This window comes from Pantoea coffeiphila (assembly GCF_016909495.1).
In the GTDB taxonomy this organism is placed as follows: domain Bacteria; phylum Pseudomonadota; class Gammaproteobacteria; order Enterobacterales; family Enterobacteriaceae; genus Erwinia; species Erwinia coffeiphila.
In genome coordinates, this window is the sequence record NZ_JAFBFW010000001.1 from 309,596 (window position 1) to 324,699 (window position 15,104).

The following is a 15,104-nucleotide window of genomic DNA, read 5'->3' on the forward strand; positions in this document are numbered from 1 at the left end:
AGTTTGACAGGGTAAGCACAGAGAGGCGGCATCTCGCGTGTGAAGATGCCGCCGGGTCAAATCAATTACTGATATTGCAGATAGGCAACGTGGGTTTGCAGATACTCTTCCAGGCCGTGACGGCCGTCGGCACCGCCAATGCCGGATTTACGCCAACCGGCGTGGAAGCCCTGCATCGCCTCGAAGTTTTCGCGGTTGATATAGGTTTCGCCAAACTTCAGCTGCTTCAGCGCCTGCATGGCGGTATTCAGGTTTTGCGTGAAGATCGACGAAGTCAGACCGTACTCGCTGTCGTTAGCCAGCGCGATGGCGTCTTCAAAGGTGCTGAACTTCATCACCGGCAGCACCGGGCCGAACGTCTCTTCCTGCATAATGTTCATCTGTTGGTTAACGTTGATCAGCAGGGTGGGTTCAAAGAAGAAACCGCTGCTGCCTGCACGTTTGCCGCCGGTGACCACCGTTGCGCCTGCCGCCACCGCATCGGCGACTTTCTGCTCCACGCGCTGCAGGGCAGCGGCGGTGATCAGCGGCCCCATATCCAGCCCTTTTTGCGTGGCGGGATCGCCAAATTTAACCTGCTCAAATGCGGCGGTCAGGCGCTTAACCACTTCATCGTAAACCCCGTCCTGCACGTAGAGCCGCTCGGCGCAGTTGCACACCTGCCCGGTGTTGATCATGCGTGAGGCAACGATGGCCTTCACCGCCAGGTCTAAATCCGCATCGTTCATCACGATAGCCGGGGCTTTGCCGCCCAGCTCTAACGACACCTTGGTGACGTTCTGCGCCGCGGCTTTCATGGTGGCGATCCCGGCGTTGACGCTGCCGGTCAGGCTGACCAGGCCCACTTTCGGGTTGGCCGCCAGCTCCTGGCCGATTACCGGGCCGTAGCCGGTCACGAGGTTAAACACCCCGGCGGGCAGGCCGATCTCATTAACGATTTCGGCGAAGATAATGGCGTTATTCGGCGTCAGTTCGCTGGGCTTGATCACAATGGTATTACCGGTCAGCAGCGCCGGAGCCGCCTTGCGGGCAATCAGGAAGAACGGGAAGTTCCACGGCAGTATTCCGGTGGTGACGCCAATGGCTTTTTTGAATACCAGAATATTTTCCTGCGGGCGATCGCTCTGCACGATCTCACCTTCGTAGCGGCGCGCCCACTCGGCCATATAGTCGAGGTAATCGGCGGTAAAGAACACCTCGGTTTCGGCCAGTTCCTGGGTTTTTCCGCCTTCGGCAACGATAGTGGCGGTCAGCTCTGCCGCGCGCTGGCGCACGCCTGCGGCGATTTTACGCAGCCAGTTTCCGCGTTCAATCGCCGGCAGCGCCTCCCAGCCCGGCTGTGCATCCGCTGCGGCATCGATCGCCCGCTGCGCATCTTCAACGCTACCTTCGGGAATGCGCGACAGCAGCACCTCGGTGGCCGGGTTGATCACATCTATCCAGCGGTCGGAGCGATTCTCGACAAACTGACCGTTGATATACATTTGTTGCTGAACTGGGTTCATGGCAGGTTCTCCGTGACGCATTTTTTATCGGTGTGTTAATTAACAGCGGAATAACTGTTACAGGTCTTAGAAAGTGCAACAGCTGTGGCGCAATCACCTTGAACTGGCTGCCAGCAATGAGAGCCGGGTGGCAAAAACGAAAAGAAGCAGCTGACCGATCTGGCATTTTTTATATTTAATGATAAATATGAGCAACTTAACGTAAAACCCGAGTGAATGCAGTGGCCGGGCATCAGATAAGCGAATTGTGATCGAGGTCGGCTGAAGGCACTGAATTTTGCCAGATCTGCCGCCGGTGGGGCAGCCAGCGTAAGGTTGCCCGGTGGCGCTTATCCGTAGACTCCTTCGTCATACAGGGCAAACAACAACGAAGGAAAACAAAATGAGTGAAGCCATTCTCTCGGGTATTCTGTGGCATCTGGTCGGTGCGGCCAGCGCCGCCTGCTTTTATGCTCCGCTAAAGAAGGTCCGCAACTGGTCGTGGGAAACCATGTGGTCAGTGGGCGGGGTGATGTCGTGGATTATCCTGCCGTGGGCAATCAGCGCCATGCTGCTGCCCAGCTTCTGGGGCTACTACAGTTCGTTCTCTTTCTCCCAACTGATGCCGGTGTTTCTGTTTGGCGCGATGTGGGGCATCGGTAACATTAACTACGGTTTAACCATGCGCTATCTCGGCATGTCGATGGGTATCGGCATTGCCATCGGCATTACGCTGGTGGTTGGCACGCTGATGACGCCGCTGTTGCAGGGGCGCTTCGTTGAGCTGTTCAGTTCCACCGGCGGCCGCCTGACGCTGCTGGGTGTGCTGGTGGCGCTGATTGGCGTGGCGATCGTTTCCCGCGCCGGGCTGCTGAAAGAGCGGGCGATGGGCATAGCGGCGGAGGATTTCAATCTCAAGAAAGGCCTGGTGCTGGCGGTGCTGTGCGGTATTTTCTCTGCCGGAATGTCCTTCGCGATGGATGCGGCCAAGCCGATGCACGAAGCCGCCGCCGCCGCAGGTATCGACCCGCTTTACGTGGCGCTGCCGAGCTACGTGGTGATTATGGGCGGCGGGGCGCTGATCAACCTCGGCTACTGCTTTATTCGCCTGGCAACCAAATCTAACCTGTCGGTTAAAGCCGACTTCTCGGTGGCAAAACCGCTGCTTATCGCCAACATCGGATTGTCGCTGCTCGGCGGGACCATGTGGTATCTGCAGTTCTTCTTCTACGCCTGGGGCCATGCCCGCATTCCGGCGCAGTACGATTTCGTCAGCTGGATGCTGCATATGAGCTTCTACGTGCTGTGCGGTGGTCTGGTGGGGCTGTTGCTGAAGGAGTGGAGCAACGTTGGGCGCAGACCGGTTCGCGTGCTGAGCGTGGGCTGCGTGGTGATTATCCTCGCGGCCAACATCGTCGGGATGGGAATGGTGTCGTAAATTCGTTACAACGTCACATAAGGCTGACCTTCGGGTCAGCCTTTTGCGTTATGCAGCCGATGTGCCTCGCCGCCGCTGATAAAGCGCTGGCGCCATGCGCTGGGGGTAAAGCCGGTTTCGCGGGTGAACACCACCGAGAAGTAGTTACTGTCATCAAAGCCGCAGCGCGAGGCCACTTCACCAATCAGCAGATCGCCGCTGCGCAGCAGATATTTCGCCTGACACAGCTGCAGCTGGCGCAGATAGTGGCCAATGGTCATGCCGGTTTGCTGGCGGAATAGCTGCTTCAGCGCCCGTTCGGACAGGCGATGCTGTTGGCAGAAGGTGGCCAGATCGAACGGGCTGGCGATATGCCCCTGAATGGCGGCCATCAGCAGATCCAGCTGTTCGCCTTCCGGCAGCTGCCACGGCAGATCGGAGGCGTAGCGATGGCGCTTTAAGATCAGCGCCAGCTGTAAAAACAGCGCTTCGGTCAGCTGCGTTGAGAGCAGGTCGCTTTTGCGGCTCTCCACCTCCAGCTGCTTAATCACCCCGCGCGCCAGCGCCATACCGCGCGTGGTCAGCCGCCAGCATCCTTCGTTGCGGGCAGGCAGCAGCTGCTGCCAGTCCAGCGCCAGCTGAAAGCGATCCGGGCAGTAGATAATATTGTCCAGTACCAGATCCTGCACCGACTCGTAGCTGTGGCAGTCGTCGGCGTGCAGATAAAAGATATCCCCGCAGGTTACCGGCCAGGGACGATCGTTCATGACGTGCAGGCCGTTACCGCGCCAGACCAGCACGATCTCATTAAATTCGTGAACGTGGGGCGGAAAGGAGGGCTGCGGCGTGCGCTCGGCAACCGCAACCGGCATCTGTTCGGAAGGAATATAGTCGGCTTTGGCCAGCCGCAGAGGGGCAGTCACCATGCGTGTCCTTTTCAGTCATTTTGCCGCAGTGTACGCGGAGAGCTGCCAAACTCCCGTTTAAACAGCGTAGAAAAGTGATTGCTGTCACCAAAACCGCAGTGGAAGGCAATATCCGTCACCCGCATTTCACTGTGTCGCAGCAGATGGCGCGCCTCCAGCAGGCGCAGGCGGTTGAGGTAGCGCTGCGGCGTACTGCCGGTCTGCTGCTTCAGCTGGCGATGCAGGGTACGCAGGGACAGTGAAAAGCTGTCCGCCAGATTTTCCCAGTCAACCTCTTCGCTGTAGTGATCGGCCAGCCAGTCGAGCAGCGCGCGCAGGCGGCCGTCCTGATCGTCGCTCTGCGCCGCGCTGCGGCCCTGATGCAGCAGCACCAGCAGCTGCATAAAGCGCATCTCCTGTTCCGCCTGCCCGGCAATGCCCGCCGGGGAAGGTGAAGCGACCAGCCCGTCAATCAGTTGCCTGGCCTGCGCCAGCACTTTATTACCGATGCGCCAGTGCGACGGATAAATCCCGTCATGCTCTGCGGGCAGCAGATGCTGTAATCCGGTAAGAAAACGAAACGACTCCGGCCCGCGATACAGCACGTTGGTCAGTGTCAGGTTGTCCGTTTGCTCATACATATGGCGGTCATGATTACGCACGAAGCAGACGCAGCCGCTGCACAGCGGCTGCGACTGGCCGTTAAAAACGTGGATACCGGCACCCTGTTCGACGATCACAATTTCGTGAAAGTCATCGTGATGGTGCTCCGGGAACGCCCCCTGCGGTGCTCGAGGTTCGATAGCAACCGGGCAGTGCCCGGAGGGGAAGAAATCGGCGCTGTGTAACACGGTCATGATTGTTTCCTCGTAACATGCCAGCAACAGAGTGTACGAAGCCGTGAACGTTGCCACCTTGAATTTTTGACAGTAAATCTCCGCCAGGGCGCTAATTTTTAAAGAAATGACCGGAAACATTGAGAAATGCGGCAGGCATCACATCCCGCTCTGCAACGGGTTCAGGATGTGAAAATGTGAACTGCTTCACGTTCATCTTTGCCATCCTGCCAGCAGGGGAAATGTGCTGGCAGTAGCAAGAAGGTGGCAAAATCACGCTGTTTTACACTGGTGACATCGAATCATCAGGAAGTAAATCATATGACTGTTCGTCACCTTGTGGCCGTTGACCTTGGCGCATCAAGCGGTCGCGTTATTCTGGCCCGCCACGATCTGCACAGCCAGAGCATTACCCTCAAAGAGGTGAGCCGCTGTGTGAACCAGCTGGTCAGCGTCGATAATCACCAGTGCTGGGATCTGGATGCGCTGGAGGATTTTATCGTTGCCGCGCTGGAGACGCTGGATCGCCAGGGTATCCGGGTGGACAGTATCGGGATTGATACCTGGGGCGTGGACTATGTGCTGCTGGATGAGCAGGGGGAGCGCGTCGGGCTGCCGATTGCCTACCGCGACGATCGCACTCATGGCGTGATGGCCGAAGCGGGCCGCGAACTGGGCCATGAGAATATCTATCAGCGCACCGGCATTCAGTTTCTGCCGTTTAACACCCTTTATCAGCTGCGCGCGCTGTGCCGCGACAACCAGCCTGAACTGTCACGCGTGGCACATGCTTTGCTAATCCCGGACTATCTGCACTTCCGCCTGACCGGCAAGCTGAACTGGGAATACACCAACGCCACCACGACCCAGCTGCTGAACATTCGCAGCGGCGAGTGGGATCGCGATCTGCTGAACTGGACCGGAGCAAATCCGGCGTGGTTCGGCCAGCCGTCCCAGCCGGGGCGCGAGGTGGGGCACTGGCACAGTCCTTCAGGGCAGGCGATCCCGGTGATTGCCGTCGCCACCCATGATACCGCCAGTGCGGTACTGGCGGCCCCGCTGGCCGATGCGCAGGCGGCGTACCTCAGCTCGGGCACCTGGTCACTGATGGGCTTTGAAAGCCGCGAGCCGTTTACTTCCAGAGCGGCGCAGGCTGCCAATATCACCAACGAAGGCGGTGCCGAAGGCCGCTATCGGGTGCTGAAAAACATTATGGGGCTGTGGCTGCTGCAACGCGTGTGTGACGAGCTGGCGATTGACGATCTCTGCCAGCTGATTGCCGATGCCGAACGGCAGCCGGTCTGCCAGTGGCTGATCAATCCCAATGACGACCGCTTCCTGAATCCGGCCAGCATGGTGCGAGAAATTCAGGACGCCTGTGCCGAACAGGCGATGCTGGTTCCCGCCACGCCCGCCGAGCTGGCCCGCTGCATTTTCGACAGCCTGGCACTTTACTACCGGGAAGTCCTGCAGCAGCTGGAACGCCTGCGCGGCAGGGCATTCAGCCAGCTGCATATCGTCGGCGGCGGCTGCCAGAACCAGTTTCTTAACCAGCTGTGTGCCAACGCCTGCGGCATTCCGGTGTATGCCGGGCCGGTTGAAGCCTCCACGCTTGGCAATATCGGCTGTCAGCTGATTGCCGCTGGCGATGTGGCGGATGTCAGCGCTTTCCGCCAGCTGATTAACCATAATTTCCCTCTCATTCGTTTCGATTTCCAGGGCAGTGAGGCGTTTCGCCGCAGTCAGGCGCGCTTTCAGGCACTGACCCATTCAGATAAGGAGCTATGTATATGACCCAGGCTATTGAACAGGCTTTCGCGCTGGCTAAGCAGCGCTTTGCCGATATCGGTATTGATGTGGAGGCCGCGCTGGCGCAGCTCGATCGCCTGCCGGTTTCCATGCACTGCTGGCAGGGCGACGACGTGCGCGGTTTTGAAAACCCGCAGGGCGCGCTGACCGGCGGCATTCAGGCCACCGGTAACTATCCGGGCCGCGCCCGCAGCGCGGAAGAACTGCGCGCCGATCTGGAACAGGCTATGGCGCTGATCCCCGGTCCGAAGCGGCTGAATCTGCACGCCATCTATCTGGAAAGCGAGCAGGCGGTGGATCGCCACGAAATCAAACCCGAGCATTTTGCCGGCTGGGTGGCGTGGGCGAAGCAGCAGAAAATCGGACTGGACTTTAACCCGACCTGCTTCTCGCATGAATTGAGCGCTGACGGTTTTACCCTGGCCCATGCCAACGCGGAAATTCGCCAGTTCTGGATCGACCACTGCAAGGCCAGCCGCAAAATCTCCGCGTGGTTTGGTGAACAGCTGGGCACGCCGTCGGTGATGAACATCTGGGTGCCGGACGGCATGAAGGATCTGACGGTGGACCGCCTGGCTCCGCGCCAGCGCCTGATGAACTCGCTGGATGAAATTATCAGCGAAAAACTGAATCCGGCGCACCATATCGACGCGGTGGAAAGCAAACTGTTCGGCATCGGCGCCGAGAGCTATACCGTCGGCTCTAACGAATTCTGCCTCGGCTACGCCGCCAGCCGCCAGACCGCGCTGACGCTGGACGCCGGACATTTCCATCCGACCGAAGTGATTTCCGACAAGATCTCTACCGCCATGCTCTATGTGCCGCGCCTGCTGCTGCACGTCAGCCGCCCGGTACGCTGGGACAGCGACCACGTGGTGCTGCTGGATGATGAAACTCAGGCGATCGCCAGCGAAATTGTCCGCCAGAAGCTGTTCGACAAGGTACACATCGGGCTGGACTTCTTCGATGCCTCCATCAACCGCATCGCCGCCTGGGTCATCGGCACGCGCAATGCGAAAAAAGCGCTGCTGCGGGCGCTGCTGGAGCCGGTCGACCAGCTGAAAAAGCTGGAGCTTGAGGGGGATTACACCGCGCGCCTGGCGCTGCTGGAAGAGCAAAAATCCCTGCCGTGGCAGGCGGTCTGGGAAGCCTGGTGCCTGCGCCATGACGTCCCGGCGGGGGCCAGCTGGTTAGGCGACGTCCGTCATTATGAACAACAGATTCTCAGCCAACGTTAAGGGTAAACACATGCATCAGATTCTCAATTCCTGGTTCGTACAGGGCATGGTCAAAGCAACCAGTGATATGTGGCTGAAGGGCTGGGACGAGCGCAACGGCGGCAACGTTTCGCTGCGCCTGCTGGACGAAGAAGTGCAGCCGTTCGCCGCTGATTTCTATGCCGAACCGCGCACGCTGGAACTCAGCCAGCCCGCGCCGGAGCTGGCAAACTGCTGGTTCCTGGTGACCGGTTCAGGCAAGTTTTTCCGTAACGTGCAGCTCGATCCGGCCGATAGCCTGGTGCTGCTACGCGTCAGCGCCGACGGCCAGGCCTATACCATTCACTGGGGGCTGAGCAACGGCGGCGTGCCGACCTCTGAGCTGGCCTCGCACTTCCAGTCGCACAGCGTGCGTAAGAAAGTTTCCAACGGTGCGGATCGGGTGATTATGCACTGCCACGCCACTAACTTTATGGCGCTGAGCTACGTGGCTGAACTTAACGCCGCCAGCTTTACCCGCCTGCTGTGGGAAGGCAGCACCGAGTGCCTGGTGGTGTTTCCGGACGGCGTGGGTATTGTGCCGTGGATGGTGCCGGGCACTGACGGTATCGGCACCAAAACCGCCGAGCAGATGGCTTCTCATACGCTGGTGATGTGGCCGTTCCACGGTATTTTCGGCACCGGGCCGACGCTGGATGAAACCTTTGGCCTGATCGATACCGCCGAGAAATCGTCGGAGGTAGTGGTGAAAGTGCTGTCGATGGGCGGCATGAGGCAGAGCATTACCACCGAGGAGCTGATCGCCCTGGGTGAGCGTTTCGGGGTTAAACCGTGGGCGGCGGCGCTGGAAGCGAAGCACTCTCATGTTGCGTAAGGCGTTTGTGATGCAGGTGCATCCTGACAAGCATCAGGCGTACCAGCAGCGGCACAGCCCAATCTGGCCAGAACTGGCGCAAACGCTGAAGGATCACGGGGCGCACAACTACAGCATTTTCCTCGATGCCTCACGCAATCTGCTGTTTGCGTATGTGGAGATCGAATCCGAGGAACGCTGGAACGCGGTGGCTGCCACGGAAGTGTGCCAGCGCTGGTGGCGTTCAATGAGCGAGCTGATGCCGTCCAATGCGGATCACAGTCCGGTCAGCAGCGAGCTGCCGTCGGTGTTTTATTTACCGTAAGTCACTATTCTTAACGTGACTGAAAGCAAAAGCCCCTGAGTCAGGGGCTTTCTCGTTCTTATCGCTAACGCGGGATGTTGATTTCGCCGTGAATTCTCAGTGGGGTTAATACATTATGCGCTGGCCGTTGCTTTTAGCTCAGTGCCTTAATGGCCGCCACCAGCCGCACGGCATGTTCCCGCGCCGCCTCTTTTTGCTGGCTAATCTGGCTTTCCTCAACTCGCGCCGTGTAGCTTACTCCGCTGGTGTGAATCGGCGGCAGCAGATCCAGATTGCACAGCCCGGCAGTGGTTCTGAAAGGCAGAAGGTAGTCGTCCAGATCGTGCCCAAACCATCCTTCTGCGCTAAAGGCTTCCTGCGGCGCACCGGTTGTAAACGACAGCAGCAGCTTTTTGCCGTTTAGTTTGCTGGTTGAACCGTGCGAGAAGCCGTGCAGGAACACTTCATCAATCCACAGCTTCATCAGCCCGGGTACGGAATACCATGAAAACGGGAACTGCCAGACAATCACATCCGCACGCAGTAAAGCCTGCTGTTCCGCCTCGACATCAAAACGATAATCGGGATACAGCGAATCGAGATAGCGGATTTCTGCTTCAGGCAGTGCGGCAGCGACCGCGGTAAGGATGGTTGTGTTTGCGATGGATTCTTTCAGGTTCGGATGCCCTGAGATGATTAGCGCCCTGGTCATAGTGCCTCTGTTTTCAATGAGTAACGGATTATGCCTTCGCCCTGTCTCGGCAGTCGGTAATGTAGGACAATCGTCGAATGCGGAGTAGACTGCTTTTATCACCTGAACTGTTAACTCAAAGTTAATAATGGACACCACAACCTACGGCCAGCTGGCGGTATTTCACACTATTGCACGTGAACAAAGCATTTCTGCAGCGGCGCGCAAGCTCGGCGTTACCGTGCCTTCGGTCAGTAAATCCCTGCGCCTGCTGGAGCAGAAAACCGGCGTGCCGCTGTTTGCCCGCACCACGCGAAAAATCAGCCTGACCGAGACCGGTATGGCGCTGCTAAAGCGAACGGAAGGTGCGATGGCCGAGCTGGATACGGCGCTGGAAGAGGTGCTGAATATCAGCGGTGCTCCCTCCGGCCCGGTGCGCATTACGCTGCCGCGTTTTGCCTGGCAGCTGATTCTCCGCCCGCTGCTGGCCGATTTTTATCGCACTTACCCAAATATTCAGTTGGAGGTTTCGGTTAATGACGGCAGCGTCAGCCTGGTCGAGGAGGGATTCGATCTGGGCATTAGGTTTGGCAATGCGGTGAGCGAAGGGATGGTGGCCCGAGAAATTTTCCCACCGTTCAGAATGGGGCTTTATGCTTCAGATGAGTATCTGGCACGCCACGGCACGCCGACCACTCCGGAGGAGCTGGCAACACACCGGCTGATCACCTATCGCTTCGGTACTTCGAAGCGCCTTTCGAAGCTGATCCTGCAAAGTCACGGTGTGACGATATCGCCCGATATGGATAATGCGATGATCTGCAATGATATTGATACCGTTCGCGATGCGATATCTGACGGTGTCGGCATCGGCAGACTGTTTGAACCGCTGCGGGATAATATGTCCGGCTACGAGCATTTGCAGCCGGTGATGAATAACTACTGGCCGACCTTTCCGTCGGTCTGTCTTTACTACCTGCCAAGAAGCCAGCGGGCGAAGCGAGTTCAGGCGACGGTTGATTTTATTGTCGATCGCCTGAACAACCGCTGAGGGTTTATCAATAAAAAAGCCCCTGACCGTTTCAATACCGGTCAGGGGCTTTGTCGTTTTTATCGTTAACGCGGGTAGTAATTTAGCCGTTAATTCTCAGCTGCGGGTAACGCTTCATGCTCCATGCGCACCAGCACAGCGACAGCACGCCGATAGCACCGCCGACGTAGCCGACGCTGGCCATATTCAGATGCACGCTGACCTGGCTGCCCAGCAGTGCGCCGCCGCCAATACCAATATTGTAAATCCCCGACAGCAGGGACATCGCCACGTCGGTGGCGTCCGGTGCCAGTGCCAGTACGCGAACCTGAACCGCCAGGCCAATTATCATCATCGCCATGCCCCAGACGATGCACAGGGTGGAGATGGCCAGATCGTGCGTGGCGGCAAGATACAGTGACAGCATACACACGCTAATTAACAGGATCGCACCGAGTAAAAAGCTGGCCGGATATTTATTTCCGAACATGCTAAACAGAATACTGCCAACAATGCCTGCGGCGCCGAAAATTAACAGCAGGAAGGTGGTGAACCCGCCGCTTAATCCCGCGACGCTCTGAATAAACGGCTCAATATAGCTGTAGGCGGTGTAATGCGCGGTCACCGTAACGGCAATCAGCAAATAGAGTGACACCAGCGCCGGGCGACGGAACAGCATCGGCACGCTTTTTAACGAACCGGTATGCTCGCTCGGCAGTTTAGGCAGCAGCTTAAACAGCAGCGCCATGGTTACCAGCGCCGCCACGCCAATCACCGCGAAGGTCATACGCCAGCCCAGCAGCTGCCCGATCATGCGGCCGAGCGGCAGGCCAAGCACCATCGCCAGCGCCGTACCGGTGGCCAGCATGCTTAACGCCTGGGTTTTTTTACCCGACGGGGCAACGCGGATGGCCAGCGATGCGGTAATCGACCAGAAAATGGCGTGCGAGAAGGCGATCCCAATGCGGGAAGCCACCAGGGTGGTGAAATCCCACGCCACGGACGACAGCGCGTGACTGGCTATGAAAAGGGTGAAAATCACCATCAGCAGAAAACGGCGCTCAACGTTGCGCGTTAACAGCATCATCGGCAGTGACATCAGTGCCACGACCCAGGCGTAGATAGTCAGCATCAGGCCAACCTGTGCCGTCTGCATTGAGAAGCTTGCGCCAATATCAGACAGCAGGCCGACCGGAACAAATTCGGTGGTGTTAAAAATAAACGCAGCAATAGCCAGCATAACTACGCGTAGCCATGCGGTCTTACGAGAAACAGTGTTTGGATGCATTATTGAAGTTAACGATGTGTTGATGAAGTGTTAATCCAAATTATGGATCATAAATTTAGTAGGGATATTGTCTTTTATTTATGTGACAGATGAAACAGAAAATTCAATAAATTTGTAAATCAGAATTTATATATAACTTAAGCGAATCAATTAATCCTTTACTATTACCGTCCGTCATCGCAGTTCCGCCTGAGCGGGTTTGACCTTTGGTCTGCCAGGCCGCAGAATCGCGAAGAAAATCAGGCCGTAAAGGCAGCCGTCGAGGAAGAGATATCGTGAGCGTTCTGAATAATGTCCTGCTGGAGGAGATCCTGCAACAGGTGAGGCCGCTAATTGGTCAGGGTAAAGTAGCCAGCTATATTCCTGCGCTGGCCGAAGTGCCCGCCGATCGGCTGGGAATTGCGGTTTGTATGCTCGACGGCACGCTTTATCAGGCGGGCGATGCGGATGAGCGTTTTTCGATTCAGTCGATCTCCAAAGTGCTTTCTCTGACTCTGGCCCTTACGCGCTATCAGGACAGTGAAATCTGGCAGCGGGTGGGGAAAGAACCGTCCGGTCAGCCGTTTAATTCGCTGTTACAGCTGGAACTGGAGCAGGGCAAACCGCGTAACCCGTTTATTAACGCGGGGGCGCTGGTGGTGTGCGATATGCTGGAGACTCGTCTGACCGCGCCTAGACAGCGCATGCTTGAACTGGTGCGGGTTCTGACGCAGCAGCCGGATATCAATTACGACCGCCACGTTGCCCGTTCGGAGTTCGATCATTCTGCACGAAACGCGGCAATTGCCTGGCTGATGAAGTCGTTTGGCAATTTCTCCAATGACGTTCAGACGGTGTTACATACCTATTTTCACTACTGCGCGATGACCATGAGCTGCGGTGAACTGGCGCGCTGCTTTTTATATCTTGCCAATCAGGGGCGGGGCCTGGGGCAGGGCGAACCGCTGCTGACGCCAAAACAGGCCCGGCAGATCAACGCGCTGATGGTCACCAGCGGGATGTACGACGGTGCCGGTGAGTTTGCGTGGCGGGTCGGCATGCCGGGCAAATCCGGCGTGGGCGGCGGGATTATCGCGATTGTTCCGGGTGAAATGAGTATCGCGGTCTGGTCGCCGGAGCTGGATGCTTCCGGTAATTCGCTGGCGGGCACCGCCGCGCTGGAACTGCTGGCCGACCGCATCGGTCGTTCAATTTTCTGACTTTAACAGCGGGCTTATGCAGATTTTTTTCTACTCTTGAGCCAGTTGGCTCTGGTTCTCAATTGTTGATCCAGCTCAAAGCCTTTTGCAGCACAATTTGCTAATATTTCGCGCAGTGAATTAACACTTATGGCGCGAGGACTGTGCAAAGTGAACAATGAGATGAGCATTCCAGCACGTCAGCTGACCCTTAACCATCAGCTGTGCCAGTTTGGCAACCTGGTGAAACTGGCGATGATCCGTACCACGCCGCAGAGTATTGAAGTCTGGACGATGAGCGGCAGCCGACTGCGCTTCCATCCCGCGCAGCAGGTTGAGGCGAAGTGGGTTGTCCAGTAAGCAGGCGATAAAATGCCTGCCTGAAAGCTTTTCGAAACGTCAGCCTTATACCTCTCCGTGAGATATCTGGCGTTAAGCCAGGCGGATCGCCCAGTGCAATCCGCCTGTCATTTGTCATTTACCCGGCCTGTAAACCACCGGTTGTCCTTAAACTCCCCGATATCACTCCGCTTTATCCCTGGCAGCGCAAACGGCAGGCTTTAACGACGGTGCACTTCCCTGAATTTTTGCATTTCCCTGAACGTTAGCATTTCCCTGAGTTGTGCCGCGTCGCAAAATAACCGCACTGATAACCAGTACCAGCATGATTGCCCACTCGGTGCCCAGTGAGGACAGTACGGCGTGCTGGTAATTTCCTGTCGAGATTAGCCCGTGGCTGTATACCGCACCCAGCACCATCGGGCCAAGGCCGAAAGCCGCCTGTTGTACCGTTGACAGCATTGCGCTTCCCGCTCCGGCATGGCTTTTTGGCACTTCCGCCAGCCCGATGCGGAAGAAACAGCTGACGATAAACGCCTGACCGAAACCAATCAGCGCGGTGGCCGGGATCAACTGCGCAATACCCACGTGCGGCCAGCCGTGATTAAACGTCCACGCCAGACCGAGCAGCCCGGTCATCTGGATCGCGCAGCCGGTAATCAATGTGGGAACCTTACCCAGCCGTTCAACCACCCGGGCGGAGAGCAGGGAGCTGATAAAGTAGGCGACGCCGAGCGCGATAAAGGCGTTTCCTGACTGGAAGGCGCTCAGCCCAAGGCCGGACTGCAGGGTCAGCGCCACCACAAACATAAACCCGCTCCAGCAGCAGAAAAACAGTACCGCGATGGTCAGGCCAAAACGCACACCGTGCAGGCGCATCAGTGCCGGGGGCAGCAATGGCGCACCGCCGCGTTTTTCAAGAGCCTGTTCAACGCGCCGCAGCTGGCTCAGCAGCACGGGGAAGGCCACCAGCAGCACAATACACGGCCAGCTCCAGTGCAGCAGCGGCCCCAGCGCCAGCGCGGTCAGCAGACAGCCAATCGCACCGACCAGATACAGCGTGCCGGGCCAGTCAATGGCAACGCGGCGGTCGTTCTGCGTCTCGGGAATACTGCGCGGGGCCAGCAGCAGGATCGCCAGGCACAGCGGGATGTTGATCAGAAAAACGCTGCGCCAGCCGTAGCCGCCGGGATCGGCATTTATCAGGAATCCACCGAGTACCTGGCCGATAATAAATGCCATTCCGCCAATGCCGCCGTACAGCCCCAGCGCCCGGGAGTGCTCGCGGCCGTGCAGGGTGACATGCAGCGTTGCAAGAATTTGCGGCACGATCAGCGCTGCGCCAATACCCTGCAACGCGCGCGCCAGCAGCAGCGCCCAGACGTTGGGAGCAATACCGCAGATCAGTGAAGCAATGCCGAACAGCAATACACCGGTACTGAACACCCGACGGCGACCGAAGTTATCGCCCAGACGGCCGCCCATCGCCAGACTGACTGCAAAGGCAATACCGTAAACGGCAACGATCAGCTCAAGCTGGATGGGGCTGGCATGCAGAGTGGCGGACATGGCGTCCAGCGCCACGTTTACGATGGAAAAATCAATCATTGGCAACAGCTGACCCGCCAGCAGCACAATCAGCCCGCCTTGCCTCAGTGTGGTGGAATCAATCCCGCTTTTCATCTTGCATAACCCTTGTGTTAATCAGTGACCGGGCATAGCATCAGGGAAAATTTAAACGGGTACCAGATCC

At 57.7% G+C, this 15,104-nt stretch carries 14 protein-coding genes; 8 read left to right on the forward strand and 6 right to left on the reverse strand.

The window, feature by feature from the left end; genetic code table 11:
* Positions 1 to 65 precede the first annotated feature (65 nt).
* Positions 66 to 1,505, reverse strand: a complete 1,440-nt coding sequence (gene aldA, locus JOE09_RS01405) for an aldehyde dehydrogenase (protein ID WP_205064515.1) — start codon at positions 1,503 to 1,505, stop codon at positions 66 to 68.
* Positions 1,506 to 1,887: 382 nt separating this feature from the next.
* Between aldA and rhaT the strand changes: the two genes are divergently transcribed.
* The gene (rhaT, locus tag JOE09_RS01410) at positions 1,888 to 2,922 is read left to right on the forward strand and encodes an L-rhamnose/proton symporter RhaT (protein ID WP_205064516.1); all 1,035 of its coding nucleotides are present in this window, start codon (positions 1,888 to 1,890) and stop codon (positions 2,920 to 2,922) included.
* 35 nt (positions 2,923 to 2,957) lie between these two features.
* Here the strand turns inward: rhaT and rhaR are convergent, their stop codons facing one another.
* Both rhaR and rhaS read right to left on the reverse strand, forming a co-directional pair.
* Positions 2,958 to 3,827 carry an HTH-type transcriptional activator RhaR gene (gene rhaR / locus JOE09_RS01415; protein WP_205064517.1) on the reverse strand — a complete coding sequence of 290 codons (870 nt, stop codon included), beginning with the start codon at positions 3,825 to 3,827 and terminating at the stop codon, positions 2,958 to 2,960.
* Positions 3,828 to 3,838: 11 nt separating this feature from the next.
* Positions 3,839 to 4,663, reverse strand: coding sequence for an HTH-type transcriptional activator RhaS (gene rhaS, locus JOE09_RS01420; protein ID WP_205064518.1), 825 nt, complete (start codon positions 4,661 to 4,663; stop codon positions 3,839 to 3,841).
* A gap of 300 nt (positions 4,664 to 4,963) precedes the next feature.
* On the opposite strand from rhaS, the gene rhaB reads away from it, so the two are divergent.
* Genes rhaB through rhaM form a run of 4 tightly spaced genes read left to right on the forward strand, consistent with a single transcriptional unit; the run spans position 4,964 to position 8,846 of the window.
* Positions 4,964 to 6,436, forward strand: coding sequence for a rhamnulokinase (gene rhaB, locus JOE09_RS01425; RefSeq protein WP_205064519.1), 1,473 nt, complete (start codon positions 4,964 to 4,966; stop codon positions 6,434 to 6,436).
* Complete coding sequence (locus tag JOE09_RS01430; RefSeq protein ID WP_205064520.1) at positions 6,433 to 7,689, forward strand: L-rhamnose isomerase; 1,257 nt, start codon at positions 6,433 to 6,435, stop codon at positions 7,687 to 7,689. The genes rhaB and JOE09_RS01430 overlap by 4 nt, the downstream gene beginning before the upstream one ends.
* 10 nt (positions 7,690 to 7,699) lie before the next feature.
* Positions 7,700 to 8,542 carry a rhamnulose-1-phosphate aldolase gene (gene rhaD / locus JOE09_RS01435; RefSeq protein WP_205064521.1) on the forward strand — a complete coding sequence of 281 codons (843 nt, stop codon included), beginning with the start codon at positions 7,700 to 7,702 and terminating at the stop codon, positions 8,540 to 8,542.
* Positions 8,532 to 8,846 carry an L-rhamnose mutarotase gene (rhaM, locus tag JOE09_RS01440; RefSeq protein WP_200546901.1) on the forward strand — a complete coding sequence of 105 codons (315 nt, stop codon included), beginning with the start codon at positions 8,532 to 8,534 and terminating at the stop codon, positions 8,844 to 8,846. The genes rhaD and rhaM overlap by 11 nt, the downstream gene beginning before the upstream one ends.
* A gap of 133 nt (positions 8,847 to 8,979) precedes the next feature.
* On the opposite strand, the gene JOE09_RS01445 is transcribed toward rhaM, so the two are convergent.
* Positions 8,980 to 9,537, reverse strand: coding sequence for an NAD(P)H-dependent oxidoreductase (locus tag JOE09_RS01445; protein ID WP_205064522.1), 558 nt, complete (start codon positions 9,535 to 9,537; stop codon positions 8,980 to 8,982).
* A gap of 127 nt (positions 9,538 to 9,664) precedes the next feature.
* Between JOE09_RS01445 and JOE09_RS01450 the strand changes: the two genes are divergently transcribed.
* Positions 9,665 to 10,567, forward strand: coding sequence for a LysR family transcriptional regulator (locus JOE09_RS01450; RefSeq protein WP_205064523.1), 903 nt, complete (start codon positions 9,665 to 9,667; stop codon positions 10,565 to 10,567).
* Between the two features lie 82 nt (positions 10,568 to 10,649).
* On the opposite strand, the gene JOE09_RS01455 is transcribed toward JOE09_RS01450, so the two are convergent.
* On the reverse strand, positions 10,650 to 11,834 hold the full coding sequence (locus JOE09_RS01455; RefSeq protein ID WP_205064524.1) for a sugar transporter: 1,185 nt from the start codon (positions 11,832 to 11,834) through the stop codon (positions 10,650 to 10,652).
* A gap of 272 nt (positions 11,835 to 12,106) precedes the next feature.
* On the opposite strand from JOE09_RS01455, the gene glsB reads away from it, so the two are divergent.
* Together glsB and JOE09_RS01465 are read left to right on the forward strand one after the other, a co-directional pair.
* Positions 12,107 to 13,033: a glutaminase B gene (glsB, locus tag JOE09_RS01460; protein ID WP_105593846.1), complete on the forward strand. Its 927-nt coding sequence runs from the start codon at positions 12,107 to 12,109 to the stop codon at positions 13,031 to 13,033.
* A 162-nt stretch (positions 13,034 to 13,195) separates the two neighbouring features.
* Positions 13,196 to 13,372, forward strand: coding sequence for a hypothetical protein (locus JOE09_RS01465; RefSeq protein WP_172606616.1), 177 nt, complete (start codon positions 13,196 to 13,198; stop codon positions 13,370 to 13,372).
* A 162-nt stretch (positions 13,373 to 13,534) separates the two neighbouring features.
* Here the strand turns inward: JOE09_RS01465 and JOE09_RS01470 are convergent, their stop codons facing one another.
* A complete protein-coding gene (locus JOE09_RS01470; RefSeq protein WP_205064525.1) occupies positions 13,535 to 15,034 on the reverse strand; it encodes an MFS transporter in 1,500 nt (499 codons plus the stop codon).
* Between the last annotated feature and the right edge of the window lie 70 nt (positions 15,035 to 15,104).

Excerpts from the sequence above, each read along its gene's own strand:
- rhaT (WP_205064516.1), top strand. The coding sequence starts at position 1,888 with ATGAGTGAAGCCATTCTCTCGGGTATTCTGTGGCATCTGGTCGGTGCG.
- aldA (WP_205064515.1), bottom strand. The coding sequence starts at position 1,505 with ATGAACCCAGTTCAGCAACAAATGTATATCAACGGTCAGTTTGTCGAG.
- JOE09_RS01470 (WP_205064525.1), bottom strand. The coding sequence starts at position 15,034 with ATGAAAAGCGGGATTGATTCCACCACACTGAGGCAAGGCGGGCTGATT.
- JOE09_RS01430 (WP_205064520.1), top strand. The coding sequence starts at position 6,433 with ATGACCCAGGCTATTGAACAGGCTTTCGCGCTGGCTAAGCAGCGCTTT.
- rhaR (WP_205064517.1), bottom strand. The coding sequence starts at position 3,827 with ATGGTGACTGCCCCTCTGCGGCTGGCCAAAGCCGACTATATTCCTTCC.
- JOE09_RS01445 (WP_205064522.1), bottom strand. The coding sequence starts at position 9,537 with ATGACCAGGGCGCTAATCATCTCAGGGCATCCGAACCTGAAAGAATCC.
- JOE09_RS01465 (WP_172606616.1), top strand. The coding sequence starts at position 13,196 with ATGAGCATTCCAGCACGTCAGCTGACCCTTAACCATCAGCTGTGCCAG.
- JOE09_RS01455 (WP_205064524.1), bottom strand. The coding sequence starts at position 11,834 with ATGCATCCAAACACTGTTTCTCGTAAGACCGCATGGCTACGCGTAGTT.
- rhaM (WP_200546901.1), top strand. The coding sequence starts at position 8,532 with ATGTTGCGTAAGGCGTTTGTGATGCAGGTGCATCCTGACAAGCATCAG.
- rhaB (WP_205064519.1), top strand. The coding sequence starts at position 4,964 with ATGACTGTTCGTCACCTTGTGGCCGTTGACCTTGGCGCATCAAGCGGT.
- JOE09_RS01450 (WP_205064523.1), top strand. The coding sequence starts at position 9,665 with ATGGACACCACAACCTACGGCCAGCTGGCGGTATTTCACACTATTGCA.
- rhaS (WP_205064518.1), bottom strand. The coding sequence starts at position 4,663 with ATGACCGTGTTACACAGCGCCGATTTCTTCCCCTCCGGGCACTGCCCG.
- rhaD (WP_205064521.1), top strand. The coding sequence starts at position 7,700 with ATGCATCAGATTCTCAATTCCTGGTTCGTACAGGGCATGGTCAAAGCA.